Origin of the sequence: Clostridium tepidiprofundi DSM 19306, assembly GCF_001594005.1 — a bacterium.
GTDB lineage: Bacteria > Bacillota > Clostridia > Clostridiales > Clostridiaceae > Clostridium_AC > Clostridium_AC tepidiprofundi.
This window is the reverse complement of sequence record NZ_LTBA01000010.1, coordinates 61,418-79,404: the sequence shown is the minus strand read 5'-3', so window position 1 is coordinate 79,404 and position 17,987 is coordinate 61,418. Positions and strand designations below refer to the sequence as shown.

Below are 17,987 nucleotides of genomic sequence, written 5' to 3'. Positions count from 1 at the left end.
TCTAGTCTTCCTCAATTATTTAAACCTCCTCAAACAATATAAATTAGTATTCCACTAATAATATTCGTTGAGTACATATACATATTTATAACATTTTAATGCGAAGAATTTTTAATCTTTAGAGCTGATCGGAAAACGAAATTAAAATAAAGTACAATAAAATCAAAATATGTATTATCTCATTGTTTTGAATGTTAGTAACTAACAAATACAGAATTAATACATTAAAAAGGTTTATAACAATAAAAAATATGTACTTAAAGTACTAAAGATATATAGCAAAAATCTTATTAAATTTATAAAACAAACATAATTTTGGAGGAGTTACTTATGGACAACAAAAAGTTTTTTGATGCAATGGAACAGGATATACTTACAGCTAACATCCCTGAACAAGAAAAGCGTAAACTCATAAAAAATTTCCTTCACCTAAAAAAGCAGAAAATTAATTTAATGATTACTGGTGCTACTGGAAGCGGTAAAAGTTCAACAATCAATGCTTTATTTGATATGGAAGTAGCCAAAGTTGGTGTTGGTGTTGACCCAGAAACAATGGAAATAGCTAAATACGAATTGGACAATTTGGTTCTTTGGGATAGTCCAGGTTTAGGTGATGGTAAAGAAGCAGATAATAAACATGCAAAAAATATAATTAAAAAGTTAAATGAACGTGACCATAACGGAAATCTCTTAATTGACTTAGTACTAGTTATTCTTGATGGAAGTACTAGGGACTTAGGAACATCATATGAATTAATTAATAGTGTGATTATTCCTAACTTAGGAGAAGATAAACAAAACAGAATACTGGTTGCAATAAATCAAGCTGATGTTGCTATGAAAGGACGTTATTGGAATTACGAGGAAAACATTCCGGAAGAGCCTTTGAAAAAGTTTCTCGAAGAAAAAGTTATTTCTGTACAAAAGAGAATAAAAGAAGGAACCGGAATTGATGTTACTCCAATTTATTATAGTGCAGGATTTAAAGAGGAGGGTGAAGAACAGTGTAGACCATATAATCTTTCAAAGCTATTGTACTATATAATAAAAGCTACACCAAAGGAAAAACGATTATCTTTTGTGGAAAATATAAACAAAGACGCAAACATGTGGAAAGATAATGATGATTTAAAGGATTATAGAAAAGGAATATTAGAAAGCTTTGGTGAAACAGTAAGAGATTGTGCAGCAAATGGTGCTGATATTGGAGGAGAAATAGGTTCAATTTTTGGTTCAGCTGGTAAAATAGCAGGTAGAGTTGTTGGTGGAGTAGTAGGTGGAGTAGTAGGTGCTGCAAAATCAATTGGAAACCTTATATTCGGATCATCAAGTTATAGTGGTGGTGGATGTTATATTACTACTGCTGTTTGTGAAGAAGATAATAAACCCGATACTTGCTATGAATTAACTCAGTTTAGAAAATTTAGAGATGAGTGGCTTATTTTTCAACCTGGTGGTAAAGAATTAATTCAACAATATTATCGAACAGCTCCCAAAATAGTTGAAAAAATAAATATGCAAAATAATCGTTCAGAAATTTATGCAAATTTAAATAAAGAATATCTATCAAAGTGTCTAAAGTATATTGAACATCAAGAATATCAAGCATGTAAAGAACTTTACTCAGATATGATGTATTACCTATATGAGGAGAGTACAAGATGGTAACAGCTTATAATACTTATCGTGTTAATGAAATAAATAAAAAGCTTCAAATAGCAAAATTTCGCCCACTTGATATAATGGTTACAGGCGTAACCGGTGCTGGAAAATCAACAACATTAAATACATTTTTTCAAAAAACCGTAGCAAAAGTAGGAACAGGTGTTGAACCAGAAACAATGGGATTAGATACTTACAGCTTGAATAATAGTATTCGATTTTGGGATACCCCAGGACTTGGAGATGGTGTGCAACAAGATAAGGTACATACAAAAAAATTGATAGAACTTCTTTACAAGACATATTCTCTTGATAATAATACCTATGGTTTTATTGATATTGCTCTTATAATTATTGAAGGATCAAATAGGGATATGGGGACTACTTATCAGCTATTAAATGATGTAATCGTTCCTAATATTCAAAAAGATAGAATTTTAGTTGCTATAAATCAAGCTGATATAGCAATGAAAGGGAGACACTGGTTACCAGATGTAAATAAACCTGATGAAAAATTAAAATCATTTTTAGAAAGACAATCACTTTCCATTCAAAAAAGAGTATTTGAAACCACTGGAGTAAATATAATAAAACCTGTATATTATTCTGCAGAGTATAATTTTAATATTCATAAATTATTAAATATGATTATTGACAATATGCCTTTGCAACGCAGAAAATTAATGAAATAGTTATGGATATAATTCAAATGAAGGATAATCGAGTAGGAGGTAGATAGTTATTTTATCTACCTACCTCAATGTCATCAACTTATAATTCAATATATTTACAATCAGGAACTCAAATTTTATAACTAGAGTTTCTGATTATTCATTTATAAATTATTTAATTATTAAAATTTCATTTTTATTCAGTTTACACAAAATTTTTTACACTCCTTATCTTTTTGATTAGTAGTGTAATCTTTTTGTAAAATATTTTGTTTTAGTATACTAATATTTTACTATAAATCCCTTACCTTTAGAAGTTAGAGATTTATTTTTTTATAAAAAAAGAACTATACACTAATTATTTAGTGCAACAGTCCCTTCTCGATTAGCAACAAAAATTATATTCCAGTCTATGTAAGGTATCTGACCTCTTATAAAAATCGGAATATTGATAAATACTATTTGTTGCTTACTATAATAAACTTAATACATCATTTATGCTAACATTTATTGCTTGTTTCTCATTTGGAAAAATTTACACCCCTGGGGTGTTATATGTTATCCATTCTTCAGTTTCATTAATTCCTTCTTCTAAAGTATACTCTGGTTCCCAACCCATGAGCCTTTTAGCTTTAGAATAATCGCATTTCAGCTTCAATATCTCACTTTGAGGATGTATATGCTTTACATGATTTATTTTAACTCTATTCTTAGATATTATTTTTGCAAGTTCATTTATTGTTACATCTCTACCCGTACCAGCATTGATTATTTCCCCATTGACATTATCATTTAATCCTGCCATAACAACAAATCTTGCACAATCCTTAACATATAAAAGATCTCTTGTTTGATTTCCAGTACCATATATATTGAGTTCCTCACCATTTAAAGCTCTATTAATAAAAATAGACACAACCCCACCTTCTCCATTAGATTTTTGAAAAGGTCCATATGTATTAAATGGTCGTATAACAACAGTAGGCAACTTGTAAGCATAATAATATGAAAGCACCATATTCTCAGCAGCTATCTTGCTTCCTCCATATGGTGAAACTGGTTTCGTTGGATGTAACTCATTAATTCCTGTATTTCCTGCCTTATCATAGACCATGCAAGTACTCATAAAAACAATTTTGCAAGGATGTCTATCTTCATTAGTATCAAATATCCAGTTCTCACCATCCATTCTCGCATTTTTACCAAACATCTGAACTTTTGCTTTTTCTAATATATTGAAAGTCCCTACTGTATCATTATAAAAAGTATCTCTAGGATTATCTATACTATCTTGCACTATTATTGATGCACCTAAATGATATATTATATCAAACTTCTCTCTACCAAATAATTCATTTAATAATTTTTCATCTTTAATATCACCTTTAATAAATTTGAAATTATCGTTATTTTTAAACTCATCTATGTTCTCTAACTTTCCATTTGATAGGTTATCTAAAGCAACAACTTTATGTCCATCTTCCAAAAGCCTTTTATTTACCCATCTACCAATAAATCCTGCTCCACCAGTAACTAATATATTCATTTATAACTTCCTCCCTACAATCGCATTTACTATCCTTTCTACCCCTTTGCCATCTATAATATTTTGGCCTTTAATACTCATATCTTTTCTCAAATTAAAATTCAACGCAATATTGGTAAATGCATCAACAAAATTTTCTTTATCCAAAGCATTAAACCATCCAACATTATTCGTCTTAGCCAACTCTTTTGCTAAAACCAAAGTTCTCATAATATGTCCCATTCCTATTTTAGAGCCTCCATCAGCTCTTATTCCTATCTTCATAAAATCACCTTTTAGCAATATAAAATTAAATTATTTACCAATAACAACTTGCTAAATTAATCCTTCCTTTATAAGCAATTCTCTCACACTTTCTTTACTTATTGGATTTATATCATTAGAATTATAACTACCAACTTTAACCCTTTTTTCTTCACTATAAAGCTCATTAGTATAACTATATGAAGGTAACACCGCATACATATTTCCCAAGTCAAAAGCCAACTCTGACTCTTGAACTGTCATAAGTTCTTCGAACCTTCTTTCTCCTGCTCTCAAACCAATAGTTTTTATATCAATTTCTTCTTTTTTAAGATCTAATTTATTACAAGTTTCTTCTATAATTACTTCCGCTAAATGTTGAAGTTTTATTACAGGCATTTTTAATATAAATACCTCTCCACCAACAGATTTTTCTCCAACATCTATTATAAGTTTTACAGCTTGACTTAACGTCATCATAAATCTAGTCATTTCCTTATCAGTAATAGTAACTTTTCTATATTCTTCAATCTGTTTTTTAAATAAAGGTATGACTGAACCTCTAGAACCCATAACATTTCCAAATCTAACAGCAACAAATTTAGTCCTGCAATTTCCCTTACTAAAATTAGCCGCCTGTACTAATTTTTCAGCCAATAATTTCGTAGCACCATATGTATTGGGAGGGTTAATAGCTTTATCTGAACTCGTAAATATAACAGCCTCTACATTATTATTTAGTGCTGCCTTAATCACATTTTCCATGCCTTGAATATTTGTTTTTATTGCTTCTGTAGGATTATATTCACAAGAAGGTACGTGCTTCATTGCAGCTAAATTAAAAACAATATCTATATCATTCATCGCTCTATTTACTCTATCATAATCCCTCACATCACCAATTAAATATCTAAACTCTGAAACATGATCTAACTCTTGTTCCATAATATATTGCTTATATTCATCTCTACTGAATATTCTTATTACATTTGGTTTTTGCTTAACTAACTCTTTAACCAAGCCTTGTCCAATTGTTCCAGTTCCACCTATTACAAGAATTTTCTTATCAGTATAGTATCCCATTATAATGTCACACTCCTATCTAGAATAATATCTTATAACTTTCTCGACTGCCATTATTACATCATTTACATCATTTTCGGTCATAGATGGATAAAGTGGAAGAGTTATTATACTATTGTATACATCTTCTGAAACTGGGCACAATCCTTTCTTATATCCTAACTTCTTATAATAAGGGTGAAAATATACTGGAACATAATGTACATTTACTCCAATATTTTCAGCTCTTAAGGCTTCAAATATTTGTTTTCTTGAACAAGTTAACTTTTCCAAGTTTAATTTTATAACATAAATATGCCAACCCGAATTAGAATAATCCGCTTCAAATGGTACTGTTATACATTCTAAATTTTCAAAAGCAGCATTATATGTATTTACTATATTTCTTCTTCTTTCAATGAATTTATCTAATTTTTTAATTTGGCTTAATCCTAAAGCACATTGTATATCTGTTATCCTATAATTATATCCAAGCTCTATTTGTTCATAATACCATGAACCATGATTATCATACATTAAATCCCTATCTCTTGTTATACCATGTGTTCTAAATAAGTTTAACTTTTCATAAAATTTTTCATCATCAGTTACTATCATTCCACCTTCTCCAGAAGTAATCGGCTTTACTGGATGAAAGCTAAATTCCGTCATATCTGCAAGTTTTCCTACTTTTTTATCTTTATATTTGCTCCCAAGTGCATGAGCTGCATCTTCAATTATTATCAAATTATATTTATCTGCTATTTCTCTTATTTTATCCATATCCACAGATTGTCCTGCAAAATCTACAGGAATAATAGCTTTAGTTTTCTCTGTTATTTTAGCTTCGATTTTATTTACATCAATATTATACGTTTTATAATCAATATCTACAAAAACAGGAATAGCCCCACAATATAATATACAATTGCTAGAAGCTGCAAAAGTTAACGGCGAAACTAAAACTTCATCGCCTTCACTTATTCCTGCTGCTAAACAAGCTATATGCAATGCTGCTGTTCCATTTGAAACTGCTACAGCATACTTTGTTCCAACATACTCTGCAACTGCCTTTTCAAAAGCTTTAACAGTAGGACCTGTAGTCAAAAAATCACTTTTTAATACATCTATTACAGATTGTATATCTTCATCATCTATGCATTGTTTCCCATAAGATAATAAAGTCTCTCTAATTGGCTTTCCACCATTAATTGCTAATTTTTCATTCATACTCATTCTCCATTACTCCAAAATTCTTAGAAAATTTTCATACTATAATGCTTTTAATTATTATTTACCAATAATTAAAATGCTACAGCTTTAAAATTTTCTATATAAGCTCTATCCCTATATTAAAAACTTTTTTGCTGCACATCTTTATTTATATTCAATAATCTAGGCTCCCTTTCTAACAAACTAATAACATCATATATATTAATTATATCTTTACCATTATATAATCTATTATATAAAATATTTATCAATGCAAAATCTTCTTCTTGATCCACACATAACCTAATATTATAATTTTTCAATTCAATAGGTATCGGAAATACTCCTATCTTAAAATTTTCTGGATTTCTATACATATATAATGTAACATGTTCTCTAAAAATTTCTTTTTTAGCTAATTTATCTGCTTTTTTTAGTGCTTCATAAGAAAACACTTCCGTATCTAATCCTCTTATGAGTCCATATTCCGATTTTGGACTAACATAATCATAACTATTACTTTTGAAATATTCTATTACATCATCTACCAATTTAGGATGAATAAACGGACAATCCGCCGTAATCCTAACTACAATATCAGCATTGACTTTATATGCTGATTCTAAATATCTTTTTAGTACATCATTTTCTGAACCTCTATAGTACTTTATATTATTTTTTTCTGCTAATTCAACTATTTTGTCATCTTGTTCTAAAGTCGTAGTAGCTATAACTATTTCATCTAATTTTTCACAACATTTCAACCTATTTACCAAGTGTTCCAACATAGGCTTATTACATAACGGCATCAAAACTTTTTTTGGTAACCTAGTAGATCCCATTCTAGCTTGAATAATACATACTACTTTACTTTCCACTCATTTTCACCTTCCTAATAATATTAACTCAATGGCAACTAAAATTTAAATTATAATTAAATTCACCTAAAGGTTAAAGCTGAAAATTATATAAATATTACAAGTCCATTATTCTGTAACTCTAAAGATTTCGTAATATTTTTTTATATTTATATTGTAAATCATCAAAACTTTACATTTATAATATAAAACTACTTAAACTTTCTAAGAAGCGAGCAAATAAGCTTTGCAACACGTTCCGCTCCATTTCCATCTATCATTTTCCATGCAGTATGTGATATGAATTTTAATTTATCAACATTACAAAATAAACTCTCAATATTTCTTATTCCCTCAATTCCATATCCTAAATCAACAATAATTCCGTCTTTATCTAACCGTTGTACATAATACTTCATATATTTCCATTCAATTGCTGCTACCGGTATCCCTAAGCACATAGCTTCATAACTAGTTATTCCTCCTAAAGTAATAATTAAATCATTGTTCAAAATAACTTTTCCTACACTAGTAGGATTTTTAATATAATTTATATTATTAGATTTATACTTTGAAACCGCTTTTATTCTATCATCTGAAAATGCTGGCCCTAAAATAACATTAAAATTTTTACTGAGATATACAGGATTATTATAAACAGTTTTCACAAGCAATTCCGTGTAATATGCCGGATCTGAGCCACCAAAACATACAAGTATATCATTAATATCTTTCTTATTCCATGATAGTTCCGGTCTTAATTTTACAATTTCTGGTCTTACCATGTGATATTTAGGTCCTTCAAATACGATTGTTTTATCATCAATATCCCATTTATGTAAAAATGCATCGCCACTAATTAATATATCCGGCTTATACTCACACACATTCCAGTCGTTCAAATGAACAATACAATCAAATCCCCTATTCTTATAATAAACATTATCCTCATAACTTAAATCTAACAAATCCGTAACTATAACATTGCATTCCTCTTTGCACTTTTCAACAATTTCCTGTATTATATTTTTTGCTTCCATTCTGTTTTTTGCTCTAAAATTTATTGCTTCAGGTACATAAAATTTATCCATTAGTTTTTCCGATGTTTCATAAACCACCGCTAATTTTCCATGAAAAAATTTATGTATTTGAAAAGCCAACGTTCTACATCTACTTAAATTTCCTATCCCAATTTTATCATTACCCGCTGAATGAATTAATATCATTTTAAATACTCCCACTTTAAAACAGTATTTGTCTCTAAATTTCTATTTACTCTCATACCAATAATTTTTTCTTTATCATAGGGCTGTATTCCCCAACCTGGCCTTAGCATCTTTAAATGATCTTCTGTTATTCTTTCACCTTCCTTTATACTCTTTCTTAGAACTAAAGACCTTGTTGATTTAAGCTTTTCATCTAATTCACATTCCAAAACCCTCTTTCTTGGATGTCCCATAGCAACTTCCAAATTTCTTATTTCCGTAACCAAATCCTTCATATCAGTTGGATCCATACTAAACCAATGATCAGGTCCTAGCATTTTTCTATCTAAAGTGAAATGTTTCTCAATAACTTTTGCTCCTAAAGCTACTGCTCCTAGTGTTGCTGTTATTCCTACAGAATGATCTGAAAATCCAATAATACATTCTGGATAAAGAACTTTTAAACTTTCTATAACTTTCAAATTCATTTCATTCATAGGTGATGGATATTGAGATACGCAATGCATAATTACTATTTTATCGCATCCACCATTAAGCAAAGTTGAAATAGCTCTATCTGCTTCACTTAACGTGCACTTCCCTAAAGACAACATCACAGGTTTATTTATTTTAGATATTTCTTTGAGCATGTCTAAAAAATTAACATCTGAAGCTGCAACTTTAACACAAGGTACACCTAAACTTTCTAAAAAATGTAATCCTTCTACACTAAACGGAGTAGAAAATGGTATTACTCCCAATCTTCTTGCATAATCAAAAACTTCTTTATGAACTTTTCTAGGTAGAGCTAACCTATCAAACATCTCCCCTATCGGTTCCGATTTTCTGTATTCTTCATTTCCCCAAGTAATAATTCTGTCTTTATCTGCTAATAATTCTTCTGACGTATATGTTTGAAACTTAACAGCATCAACACCACAATCTGCCGCTACTTTTACCATCTTTTTTGCTAATTCAACATTTCCGTTATGATTTGCACCTATTTCAGCCACAATAAAAACTGGCGAATTCCCGCCTATATTCTTATTTAATATAGTAAATTCTTTCATTTTACTCTCCTTTTCTTACCAAAAATATCCACCATGTATGTTTTTCAGAAAGATTATTTTTCCATAAATCATATCTTTCACTACTTTCAACAACAAATCCCGCTTTACTAAGCAACTCTTTAGCTTCATTATATGACAAAAATGTATAACATATATCGTTATAATCCCCCGATGACGCATCAAGAATATATGTATTATTATCAAATTTTTTCCCTTTTCCATAAAGATAATCTTCTTTAGTTCTAAAATTTATAATCATTTTACCTTCATTTTTCAATATAAAATTTATTATTTTTAGATCTTTTAGCATTTCATCTTTTGTTCTATAAAAAATAGAACCCCAGCATATTATCAAATCAAAAAATAAAGGACTATAATGATTAGATCTCAAATCTGCTATTTCCAAAGACTTCAATCTATCATTATCACCTAAAATACTACTTGCAAATTCAAAACACTCTTGGCTATAATCTATACCGTAGGTTTCAAATTTATAATCCATTAAAAGTTTTAAATGTCTTCCTGAACCAAATCCTATATCTAACGCTTTCTTGTCCTTATTTTCATTAAAATTTGAATAATTTCTTGCAATAAAAGCTACAACCCTTTCATTAGGATATAGCATTTGATGTTTTTTAATCTCTTTTGACCATCTATCTTTATTTTTTTCATCATAACACTCTTTTTTGTTAATATTAACCATTTGATATTCCTCCTACATAAAGTACTATTTATTTCTTAAGTATTTTAAACATACCCAATATACGATCAACTTCAGCTATCGCTTGCTCTATCGTTTTACCAGTCGTTATAATAAACCCTCTGGCATATACATCTTTACCGCAAGTTACCTTATTTAATATATCACCAGATTTGATATTACACTCATATTTCAATATATTTTTTCGATAACTTAACATATTCCTATTTGGAATATCTATAACTTCTCCTTCAGATATATCTAAAAATCTCAAAAATATTGGTTTCAAAAACTCTGCTTGAAAACTATTTTCTTCCTTAAGATGCATTTTAATTCCATTTCTCAAAAAATTAATCCCGGTTGCACACGGTATAATATAGTTCGAATTCAAAAGTCCTGCAGGTCTTCCTGAAAGTTCTATGGGAATAATTTCATTACCATGTGTAACTAATATATCCGCATTTACCATGCAATTATTAATTCCTAAAATTTTACAACACACCTCAAGTCCTTTTCTAATATCATTAAGCATATCATTGTCTATTCTTGCCGGTGCAATGTATCCTATTTCCTGTCTATAGGGCAATTCAGTCAAAAGTTTTTCTCTAACCAACACTAATGTAAATTTACCATCTATAACTACTCCATCAACTCCAAATTCTTTTCCTTCAATTAATTCTTCTATTAAACTATCTTCATTCAAACAATTATCCAGATGTTCTTTTATCTTCTTTTCTATTTCTTCTACACATCTAATCACAACAACGCCTCTGCTACCTGAACCATACCTAGGCTTTAAAATACAAGGTATCCCTATTTTCCTCACAGCAACTAAAACTTGTCTATATCCAGCAGCAACAATCTGACGTGCACACTTTTTATTAGCCCTTACAAGTGATTTATTAAATTTAACTTTATCAACGCAAGTATCTGCCGCCAGTTCTGATATACCTACTAATCCCATAGCATCATTAACGGCTCCTACAGTAGTTAAATATCTTCCAATAGGTGCTGGAATTACGGCTTTTATATTATATTTTTTTGCTATATTCACAACCTCATTCTTATTCTTAATATCAACTACTTCTCCAACATCAGCTATCTTAAACCCTTCTGCATCTTTATTCCTGTCTAAAGCTATAACCCTCAATCCTAAATTTTTAGCTTCTCTTATGCTGGGAACTTGTTCATTACCTGCTCCAATAGAAATTACATTTTTCACTATATTCACCCCTAACCTGAAAATCCCAAATTAATATACAATTTGCCTTCTCTATATTTCCATTATGATTACTTCCCGCTTCTGCTATTATAAAACACGGATTATTATCACCAATTGTGTAGTTACCCACTCTTATATTTTTCATAATATCTGCTCCTAACATCTACTAAATTTCTTTTAATAATTTCTCTTTAACTAACAAATCAGCAGTGTTTTTAATTTCCCTAAAGCTTAAACCTGAATGATTTGCAATATCTAGCAAGCTATTATTACCATCACTTTTATTTAATATCCAAAACATTGCAGCATGACTAGTCAATAATTTTTTTTGGCAACAAATTTTGTTTCAGTCTTATTTTTAACGTAATCTGTAATTCGTATCAATCTTTACATTAGAAATTTGTAGTTCCATAGTTATTTCTTTATACAAACTTGTAAATACTACCGATTTTGTATCATTATGCATATCAGATTTTATAACTATAACATTTGTCTTAATAGACTCTATTGGATTATATCCATATGTATTTATCATCTATTTCCTTTTGTATTATAAATTGCTTATACTCCTTTGTACTTAATATTCTTATCACAGTAGGATTTTGTTTTAATAATTCTTTAACCATGCCTATCCAATTGTTCCTGTTCCACCTACTACTAATATCTTTTTATTATGATAATAGGACACAATATAATCTCCAACTTTTCTTTAACATTAACTTTTTCATTTTTTCTTATATACATTTACAACAGGTACTCCACTACTATAATCAATACTATACTTATATAATTTTGTTTCTTTTTTATATTCACAAAACTGAAACTTATTTTGTTTAGTACTTATTCCAATATTATTTTCTGCATATTTAAATAAGTTAAAAAAATCAGCACCTAGCCCATGACTAGTAGAGTTAAAAATTTCACCATCAACCTTTTGATCTGAAATTTCCTCATAATGGACCTTCCCTTTTATCTTATTAATTAAATTCTTTTTTTCTTCACAACTAACTAAGAAATCCGAAGTTCCATGAAATGCTATCACTTGACAATCACCAATATAATTATCATATAATTTTGATAGATTTAAAATTTCCTCATCATAAGGAATATGTTTTGCTAAATAACTAAATTCTTTATATATTCTAATATTATCAAACGTTTGATATAATAATCTGTTGTTAATAAGATACTTTGGAAATATCCAAGCAGAATTATCTATTATACATGAAATTAAATTTGGTGCAATAGCATTACATAAATAAGAAATATAAGCCCCATGAGATTGACCTAATAATACAACTTTATTTTCATTAAAATTAAATTCATTATCCTTTAATATTGCACTAACAATTAATATAGCTGTAATATTATCAACTGCCTGCATAATTCCCATATCATTAAAATTTGCTAATGTCTCATCTAATTCAACATTACACATTATAGGCAAATTATATTTCCTAGATATTTCAAATATTTTTTTGACATTTATACTACCATTTTTATTTAAAAATATAAATTCTTCATTGTTTAAAAATTTTTCAATTCCCATCGTTTTTAAATCTATCGTTACTTTATTGGAATCTTGCATAAACTCAAAACCAAAATAATCACATTGAATAGTAACATAATTATATCCATCCGAAAAATTTTTTCTCATTTTCTTATAAACATTTGAATTAGCTGTTGCTCCGGTTCACAAAAATAAATGTTTAACTTCCTTTCTTTTTCATCATAAATACTTGGATGTCCAACAATTGTTATGTTATACTCTTTTGCCACTTTTCCACCCCTTTCGTATATGAAAATTAACATATCAGCAATATTTCGATATTGCATCCAAAAGTTCCATTTCATATGTTCCTTTTATTCTTGCTCCTTTGCTACAATTTACGAATCTAATATCTTTATTTTTACAAATTGTATTTTCAATCCAATATTTAAAATATAAAAGTCCATCTGTAGTATTGAGCACTTCACCATTAACTGACATGACCTTTTTATATAAAATATCTACTAAATTTCTTTTAATAATTTCTCTTTAACTAACAAATCAGCAGTGTTTTTAATTTCCCTAAAGCTTAAACCTGAATGATTTGCAATATCTAGCAAGCTATTATTACCATCACTTTTATTTAATATCCAAAACATTGCAGCATGACTAGTCAATAATTTTTTTTGACTTCCAATTGCTCTATATAATCCTCTTTTGCCTAGCTGAGGTTCGCACTTAGGATTCAAATTTATGTAGGTAGCATTATTCTCAATAACATATATAATTTCAATACACTTTTCTAACGTATCTTTTAAATACTCAGGTTTTACCAATTCAAAATTATCTGCTGATGTATGATACTTTTCAAAATTACCACTAAAAAGTCCTCTAGTCAAGCATCCTACTGGCAAATTAAATCCTGGCGAACAAAATTGTCTCTCATCACTTCCCCAAGGTACAAACTCCTTTATAGTATAATTCTGTTTTGAATCTAATAATACTTTTTGCACAATATTGTCAATTTCAGTATTTCCCATTCTACTTTTTTTATATAATACAGGATTATTGTCTCCACAACATGTAACAACCAATCCATACTTTATATTTGAAACATTTTTCTCATTTCTACTTAGCCACGTTATTGAACCTATGGTTTCAGGAATAAATAAAAACCTATAAGATTTCTTCAATTTCAATTTGCTTATAATTTGAGCAATATATGTTAGTACAACAATACCACTTAAGTTATCATTACACATAGAAGGATGACAAACATAGCAAGTAAACAAAACTTCTTCTTCTGTTTCACCCTTAATATAGTATTCTCCATAAGTAAGTGACCCCTCTTCAAGCGAAGAATCTATAACAACTTCATACATATCATCCTTTAATTTATCATAATCCTTTTGAGATAAACAAAAACCCCAATTCTCATTATAATAGGATGTTAAGTATGGTATCCAATCTGGATATTCAGGTAGCGTGTATAAATGCTCCCTAAGTTCTTCCAAAGTCAGTTTCTTATTCACTGGTATACTATAATTCAAAACATGTAAATTACTTTTCTTAAAATCAATAACTTTATCGCCTTTAGAATTTTTAACATAAGCATCTCTAATATTCCACTCTTTAGGAACTGTCCAATCAAAAACTTTTGTACCAGTTGGAACTTCGTGTATACTTAGTTGTATATGCTTACTAATAATTTTTAGAGTTTGTCTTACTCCATCACCCGTTATGCTTCTGCAAATAGGATACAACTCTTTCATTAAATCATACATTTTTGAACCTGAAATTTCATTTATTTCCAATATATCCTTATCCATTTTTATTCCTCCAAGTTACTTAACTATATTTTACCTATCAGACTTCAAAAGAAACCGAATATCTTTATCCAGCAATTTCATAACTTCATTATATAAAACATCGGCTTCGACCATCAATATAGTACCGTTCCCTAATAAAACTTTATTCATTAATCTATTATCTAATAAATATTTTTCTAATCTTGTTGTATCTAATATAACATTTTTGTTTAAATCCCTAACAAAAAAAGTAGATTCACACTCATAGTATTTATCTATGTTTTTTATTTTACCTCTAAAAGTTTTCATATACCTATAAGGTACTCCATAACTCTGTTCTATGTAATGAAGATATGTACTAGAAAAACTTGCTCCCAAAAATACAATTTTACCTCTTAATTTATGCAATTTTGCAAATATAGATCCATTTCCAAAAGAATCCATATCTATATCTAATAGATATTCTGAGTCTTTTCCATATACCGCTGAAGAAAAAATCGGATGAATGGTTCGCATTACACCGTCTTGTTTCCTAAAGAACTCATTTAAAACACCTACTGTTCCTTTGGTATTACATACATCAAAAACTTCTCCTTTACAAAAACTATAAGAAAAAGTCGGCATAATTATATTACCTTCTTCACCTATTGTTTCTCTCATAGCTTTTACAAATGAGCTTAATAATTTATTTCTATCTTTTAAAACTAATTTTCCAAAAACTCCAATGTCGGAATGTACAAAAATCGAATCACCTGATTTAATTCCAACTTGAATAAGAGAATTTTTCAAAGCATCAATACTTATCTTTAATCCATTATATTCAAGTAAAACCATATCCTTATCACATTCACCATATAATTTTTCACTTCTACAAATATTCACAGAACCATTTTGGCTCATTTTTATCACCTCTTATTCAACAATTTAACTTTTAATTTCTTATAAATATTACACTAATCACTAATCACATTTAACTAACTAAATTAACCCAATTCCTTTTTCAAACAAAATGCAACTTTTCTTCCTTAAAAAGCAATAGCTTCATGTGGAATCTGTATTACAATATATTTTCTATCTTTTAATTGGCTAATCTTATCATAAATATCGTCAACCACATAACATATGTGATAAGCACCTTCCCCTTGTCTTTTAAGTATATCATCTATAGGTGAACCTTTTTCTAAAGGGGAAACCAATTCAATTTTATGCCCATTATTTTTCATAAATTGAATATAAATTCTTCTTTTTAAATCTTTAAATGTCTTATCTTCTCTCTTATAACCAAGGTATTCAAATTCTAAAATTGATTTTTCTATATCCTTAACAATATACCCTATATGATCTATATTCATTTTTCTATCAGCTCCGAATAACTATTTTCTCTTCGAATTGTATCTTTTAAATCAATATAATACTTTTTAATTTCATCACTTGATTTTTCAATCAAAGTATATCCTAGTTTCTCAAATAAATTTTCAACTGGCTTATTCTTCAATGTAGGTATATAATAGGCATACAATCTTCTGTATCCTTCCTTGCTAAGTTTTTCTTCAATATAACTAATAATATCATTTTCTATATTTCTTCCCATAACCCTACAACTAAGCAAAAAAGTATCTAAATATGCTATTTTATTCTCATCCTTTTTAACTATCACGACAGATACTTTTCCATTATCACCAAATTTATCTTTTACTGTTATAACATAAACATCATAATCAGATGAGTTTATAAACTTTTTAATATCATTACTGCTATATCTTCTCGTAGTAAGATTGAATTGATTAGTTTTTTGTGTCAGCTGTGAAATCCTTAAAACATCATCTTTACCTGCTTTTGATACTATTATTTTTGTTTGAAGATTCTGTAAAAATTCTGATAAACTAATCGCATTTTTTTTAGCTTTTTCTCTTTCAAAATTCTCTCTATACATTTTAGTTTTATTTTTGTCTTCATCCAAAGTGTTTAGTGTAAAAAAATACTCAAAATACACTTTATTTATAAATTCTTCTAGTTTTGAAGTATCACTTGGAAACTCAGGCACATCAACTTGAGATACCATACTAGATACATTTTCTCTTTCAATAGGACTATCGTCTATAAAAACCATAGAATCTAATCCAATATTCAATTCCTGTGATAATTCTATAATATTTTGCGACTTCAAATTCCAATTTATTTTGACTGCTGCAAAATCCTCTACACTTAATACCATATTAGGATGTTTTTCAAACATTTCTATAGCATCCTCATAATTATTTTTAGATACAATCATAAGTATTACACCTAAATTCTTCATTTCTTTGATTCTTTTCTGAAAATCTCTATATCTAGCACCTTCTTTAAAATCCGATAAAGAAACCCCCTCAATACCTACCTCACCAATTACTCCCCCCCAAAGAGTATTATCTAAATCTAAAATCAATGCTTTCTTTTTGCTCTTTTGAGCATATATATACTTTTCGATTTCTTTTTGTATTAACTTTTCACCCAAAGCAGAAAATTTTATACCTGCAAGATACCATAGTTTAGATGAATAAAACTTATTTCTTCCTAGTTCTTCAATTATTTTTTTTAAATCAAATATGTAGAAATTATCATACTCATCATTTAACCTACATAAATTTTTATACCACAAATATTCTATAAATCTTTCAACTCGCGTTTCTTTGAGTGACTGAATCTTTTTATGTGGTAAATCAATATTAGAAACAAAATATATCTTAGAAGGATTGCTTTTAATACTATTTTCAATATAATCAAAATAACTTTTAACTTCATTTTCACACATTTCAACACTATTTATTTCTTTAAAAAGTTCTTCCCCATCTAGAAGTAAAAAAACATTTTCAGGTGCAAAAGAATACATTCTTGAATCCAAATCTATTAATTCACGGACCCAATTACCATATCCATTACATAAGTACACTTCATGTTTTTTTGAAATTCTTCTTATCAATGTATCTACATTAATATTTGATAAAATCGCAATCTTCACTATACCACCTCAATATACTTAAGAAATTCCGATATTTCCTCTATTTCAGCAACCTTTTCAAAAGGTAAATTAACATCAAACTGCTCTTCTATTTCAGCAATTATTTGTATATGTGCAAGAGAATCCCACTCTTCTATCTCATCCCTTCTTGAATTTATTGTTATATCTTTTTTATCGATGCCTAAAACATCGGCAATTATATTTATTAATTCTTCCATATTACTACTCCTCTCAAAGCAATT

21 protein-coding genes and 1 pseudogene are annotated in these 17,987 nt (G+C 28.6%); 2 read left to right on the top strand and 20 right to left on the bottom strand.

Features of this window, described 5'->3' with window-relative positions; all coding sequences use genetic code 11:
- Positions 1-330 precede the first annotated feature (330 nt).
- Together CLTEP_RS06335 and CLTEP_RS06330 are read left to right on the top strand one after the other, a co-directional pair.
- Positions 331-1,668: a GTPase family protein gene (locus CLTEP_RS06335; RefSeq protein ID WP_066824224.1), complete on the top strand. Its 1,338-nt coding sequence runs from the start codon at positions 331-333 to the stop codon at positions 1,666-1,668.
- Positions 1,662-2,354, top strand: a complete 693-nt coding sequence (locus CLTEP_RS06330; protein ID WP_066824222.1) for a GTPase family protein — start codon at positions 1,662-1,664, stop codon at positions 2,352-2,354. Before CLTEP_RS06335 ends, CLTEP_RS06330 begins: the two co-directional genes overlap by 7 nt.
- Before the next feature lie 514 nt (positions 2,355-2,868).
- Here CLTEP_RS06330 and CLTEP_RS06325 read toward each other — a convergent pair.
- The 20 genes and pseudogenes from CLTEP_RS06325 to CLTEP_RS06255 all read right to left on the bottom strand — a co-directional run bounded on the left by CLTEP_RS06325 (position 2,869) and on the right by CLTEP_RS06255 (position 17,963).
- Positions 2,869-3,879, bottom strand: a complete 1,011-nt coding sequence (locus CLTEP_RS06325; RefSeq protein ID WP_066824219.1) for a dTDP-glucose 4,6-dehydratase — start codon at positions 3,877-3,879, stop codon at positions 2,869-2,871.
- A 141-nt stretch (positions 3,880-4,020) separates the two neighbouring features.
- Positions 4,021-4,143: pseudogene (locus CLTEP_RS15165) on the bottom strand (UDP-2,4-diacetamido-2,4,6-trideoxy-beta-L-altropyranose hydrolase); the annotation flags it as partial.
- Between the two features lie 51 nt (positions 4,144-4,194).
- Positions 4,195-5,205 carry an SDR family NAD(P)-dependent oxidoreductase gene (locus CLTEP_RS06315; RefSeq protein ID WP_066824213.1) on the bottom strand — a complete coding sequence of 337 codons (1,011 nt, stop codon included), beginning with the start codon at positions 5,203-5,205 and terminating at the stop codon, positions 4,195-4,197.
- A gap of 15 nt (positions 5,206-5,220) precedes the next feature.
- Positions 5,221-6,414, bottom strand: coding sequence for a UDP-4-amino-4,6-dideoxy-N-acetyl-beta-L-altrosamine transaminase (gene pseC, locus CLTEP_RS06310; protein ID WP_066824249.1), 1,194 nt, complete (start codon positions 6,412-6,414; stop codon positions 5,221-5,223).
- 122 nt (positions 6,415-6,536) lie between these two features.
- Entirely contained in the window at positions 6,537-7,274 is a 738-nt protein-coding gene (locus CLTEP_RS06305) for a cytidylyltransferase domain-containing protein (protein WP_242863878.1), read from the bottom strand.
- Positions 7,275-7,465: 191 nt separating this feature from the next.
- Positions 7,466-8,479: a hypothetical protein gene (locus CLTEP_RS06300; RefSeq protein ID WP_066824210.1), complete on the bottom strand. Its 1,014-nt coding sequence runs from the start codon at positions 8,477-8,479 to the stop codon at positions 7,466-7,468.
- A complete protein-coding gene (locus CLTEP_RS06295) occupies positions 8,476-9,528 on the bottom strand; it encodes an N-acetylneuraminate synthase family protein (protein ID WP_066824207.1) in 1,053 nt (350 codons plus the stop codon). The genes CLTEP_RS06300 and CLTEP_RS06295 overlap by 4 nt, the downstream gene beginning before the upstream one ends.
- A 1-nt stretch (position 9,529) precedes the next feature.
- The gene (locus tag CLTEP_RS06290) at positions 9,530-10,231 is read right to left on the bottom strand and encodes a class I SAM-dependent methyltransferase (RefSeq protein WP_066824205.1); all 702 of its coding nucleotides are present in this window, start codon (positions 10,229-10,231) and stop codon (positions 9,530-9,532) included.
- A gap of 28 nt (positions 10,232-10,259) precedes the next feature.
- Entirely contained in the window at positions 10,260-11,450 is a 1,191-nt protein-coding gene (locus CLTEP_RS06285; RefSeq protein WP_066824202.1) for an ATP-grasp domain-containing protein, read from the bottom strand.
- The gene (locus CLTEP_RS15070; protein ID WP_169798784.1) at positions 11,419-11,595 is read right to left on the bottom strand and encodes a hypothetical protein; all 177 of its coding nucleotides are present in this window, start codon (positions 11,593-11,595) and stop codon (positions 11,419-11,421) included. Before CLTEP_RS15070 ends, CLTEP_RS06285 begins: the two co-directional genes overlap by 32 nt.
- 21 nt (positions 11,596-11,616) lie before the next feature.
- On the bottom strand, positions 11,617-11,769 hold the full coding sequence (locus CLTEP_RS14370; protein ID WP_084364711.1) for a winged helix-turn-helix domain-containing protein: 153 nt from the start codon (positions 11,767-11,769) through the stop codon (positions 11,617-11,619).
- A 39-nt stretch (positions 11,770-11,808) separates the two neighbouring features.
- Positions 11,809-11,985, bottom strand: coding sequence for a hypothetical protein (locus CLTEP_RS14855; protein WP_161938353.1), 177 nt, complete (start codon positions 11,983-11,985; stop codon positions 11,809-11,811).
- Positions 11,986-12,174: 189 nt separating this feature from the next.
- Complete coding sequence (locus CLTEP_RS06280; RefSeq protein ID WP_084364709.1) at positions 12,175-13,107, bottom strand: DUF2920 family protein; 933 nt, start codon at positions 13,105-13,107, stop codon at positions 12,175-12,177.
- The gene (locus tag CLTEP_RS15445) at positions 13,104-13,229 is read right to left on the bottom strand and encodes a hypothetical protein (RefSeq protein WP_278319533.1); all 126 of its coding nucleotides are present in this window, start codon (positions 13,227-13,229) and stop codon (positions 13,104-13,106) included. Before CLTEP_RS15445 ends, CLTEP_RS06280 begins: the two co-directional genes overlap by 4 nt.
- Positions 13,230-13,263: 34 nt before the next feature.
- Positions 13,264-13,440: a motility associated factor glycosyltransferase family protein gene (locus CLTEP_RS14850; protein ID WP_161938352.1), complete on the bottom strand. Its 177-nt coding sequence runs from the start codon at positions 13,438-13,440 to the stop codon at positions 13,264-13,266.
- 23 nt (positions 13,441-13,463) lie between these two features.
- Entirely contained in the window at positions 13,464-14,768 is a 1,305-nt protein-coding gene (locus CLTEP_RS06275; protein WP_066824199.1) for a DUF4910 domain-containing protein, read from the bottom strand.
- A gap of 30 nt (positions 14,769-14,798) precedes the next feature.
- The gene (locus tag CLTEP_RS06270) at positions 14,799-15,647 is read right to left on the bottom strand and encodes an AAC(3) family N-acetyltransferase (RefSeq protein WP_242863877.1); all 849 of its coding nucleotides are present in this window, start codon (positions 15,645-15,647) and stop codon (positions 14,799-14,801) included.
- A 125-nt stretch (positions 15,648-15,772) separates the two neighbouring features.
- Complete coding sequence (locus CLTEP_RS06265) at positions 15,773-16,099, bottom strand: VOC family protein (protein WP_066824196.1); 327 nt, start codon at positions 16,097-16,099, stop codon at positions 15,773-15,775.
- A complete protein-coding gene (locus CLTEP_RS06260) occupies positions 16,096-17,745 on the bottom strand; it encodes an HAD-IIIC family phosphatase (protein WP_066824193.1) in 1,650 nt (549 codons plus the stop codon). Before CLTEP_RS06260 ends, CLTEP_RS06265 begins: the two co-directional genes overlap by 4 nt.
- Positions 17,745-17,963 carry an acyl carrier protein gene (locus CLTEP_RS06255; RefSeq protein ID WP_066824190.1) on the bottom strand — a complete coding sequence of 73 codons (219 nt, stop codon included), beginning with the start codon at positions 17,961-17,963 and terminating at the stop codon, positions 17,745-17,747. The genes CLTEP_RS06260 and CLTEP_RS06255 overlap by 1 nt, the downstream gene beginning before the upstream one ends.
- Positions 17,964-17,987 lie beyond the last annotated feature (24 nt).

Excerpts from the sequence above, each read along its gene's own strand:
- CLTEP_RS06315 (WP_066824213.1), bottom strand. The coding sequence starts at position 5,205 with ATGGGATACTATACTGATAAGAAAATTCTTGTAATAGGTGGAACTGGA.
- CLTEP_RS06330 (WP_066824222.1), top strand. The coding sequence starts at position 1,662 with ATGGTAACAGCTTATAATACTTATCGTGTTAATGAAATAAATAAAAAG.
- CLTEP_RS06325 (WP_066824219.1), bottom strand. The coding sequence starts at position 3,879 with ATGAATATATTAGTTACTGGTGGAGCAGGATTTATTGGTAGATGGGTA.
- CLTEP_RS06300 (WP_066824210.1), bottom strand. The coding sequence starts at position 8,479 with ATGATATTAATTCATTCAGCGGGTAATGATAAAATTGGGATAGGAAAT.
- CLTEP_RS06295 (WP_066824207.1), bottom strand. The coding sequence starts at position 9,528 with ATGAAAGAATTTACTATATTAAATAAGAATATAGGCGGGAATTCGCCA.
- CLTEP_RS06290 (WP_066824205.1), bottom strand. The coding sequence starts at position 10,231 with ATGGTTAATATTAACAAAAAAGAGTGTTATGATGAAAAAAATAAAGAT.
- CLTEP_RS06270 (WP_242863877.1), bottom strand. The coding sequence starts at position 15,647 with ATGAGCCAAAATGGTTCTGTGAATATTTGTAGAAGTGAAAAATTATAT.
- CLTEP_RS06275 (WP_066824199.1), bottom strand. The coding sequence starts at position 14,768 with ATGGATAAGGATATATTGGAAATAAATGAAATTTCAGGTTCAAAAATG.
- CLTEP_RS14855 (WP_161938353.1), bottom strand. The coding sequence starts at position 11,985 with ATGATAAATACATATGGATATAATCCAATAGAGTCTATTAAGACAAAT.
- CLTEP_RS15070 (WP_169798784.1), bottom strand. The coding sequence starts at position 11,595 with ATGAAAAATATAAGAGTGGGTAACTACACAATTGGTGATAATAATCCG.
- CLTEP_RS06280 (WP_084364709.1), bottom strand. The coding sequence starts at position 13,107 with ATGAGAAAAAATTTTTCGGATGGATATAATTATGTTACTATTCAATGT.
- pseC (WP_066824249.1), bottom strand. The coding sequence starts at position 6,414 with ATGAATGAAAAATTAGCAATTAATGGTGGAAAGCCAATTAGAGAGACT.
- CLTEP_RS06335 (WP_066824224.1), top strand. The coding sequence starts at position 331 with ATGGACAACAAAAAGTTTTTTGATGCAATGGAACAGGATATACTTACA.
- CLTEP_RS06255 (WP_066824190.1), bottom strand. The coding sequence starts at position 17,963 with ATGGAAGAATTAATAAATATAATTGCCGATGTTTTAGGCATCGATAAA.
- CLTEP_RS06265 (WP_066824196.1), bottom strand. The coding sequence starts at position 16,099 with ATGAATATAGATCATATAGGGTATATTGTTAAGGATATAGAAAAATCA.
- CLTEP_RS14850 (WP_161938352.1), bottom strand. The coding sequence starts at position 13,440 with ATGTCAGTTAATGGTGAAGTGCTCAATACTACAGATGGACTTTTATAT.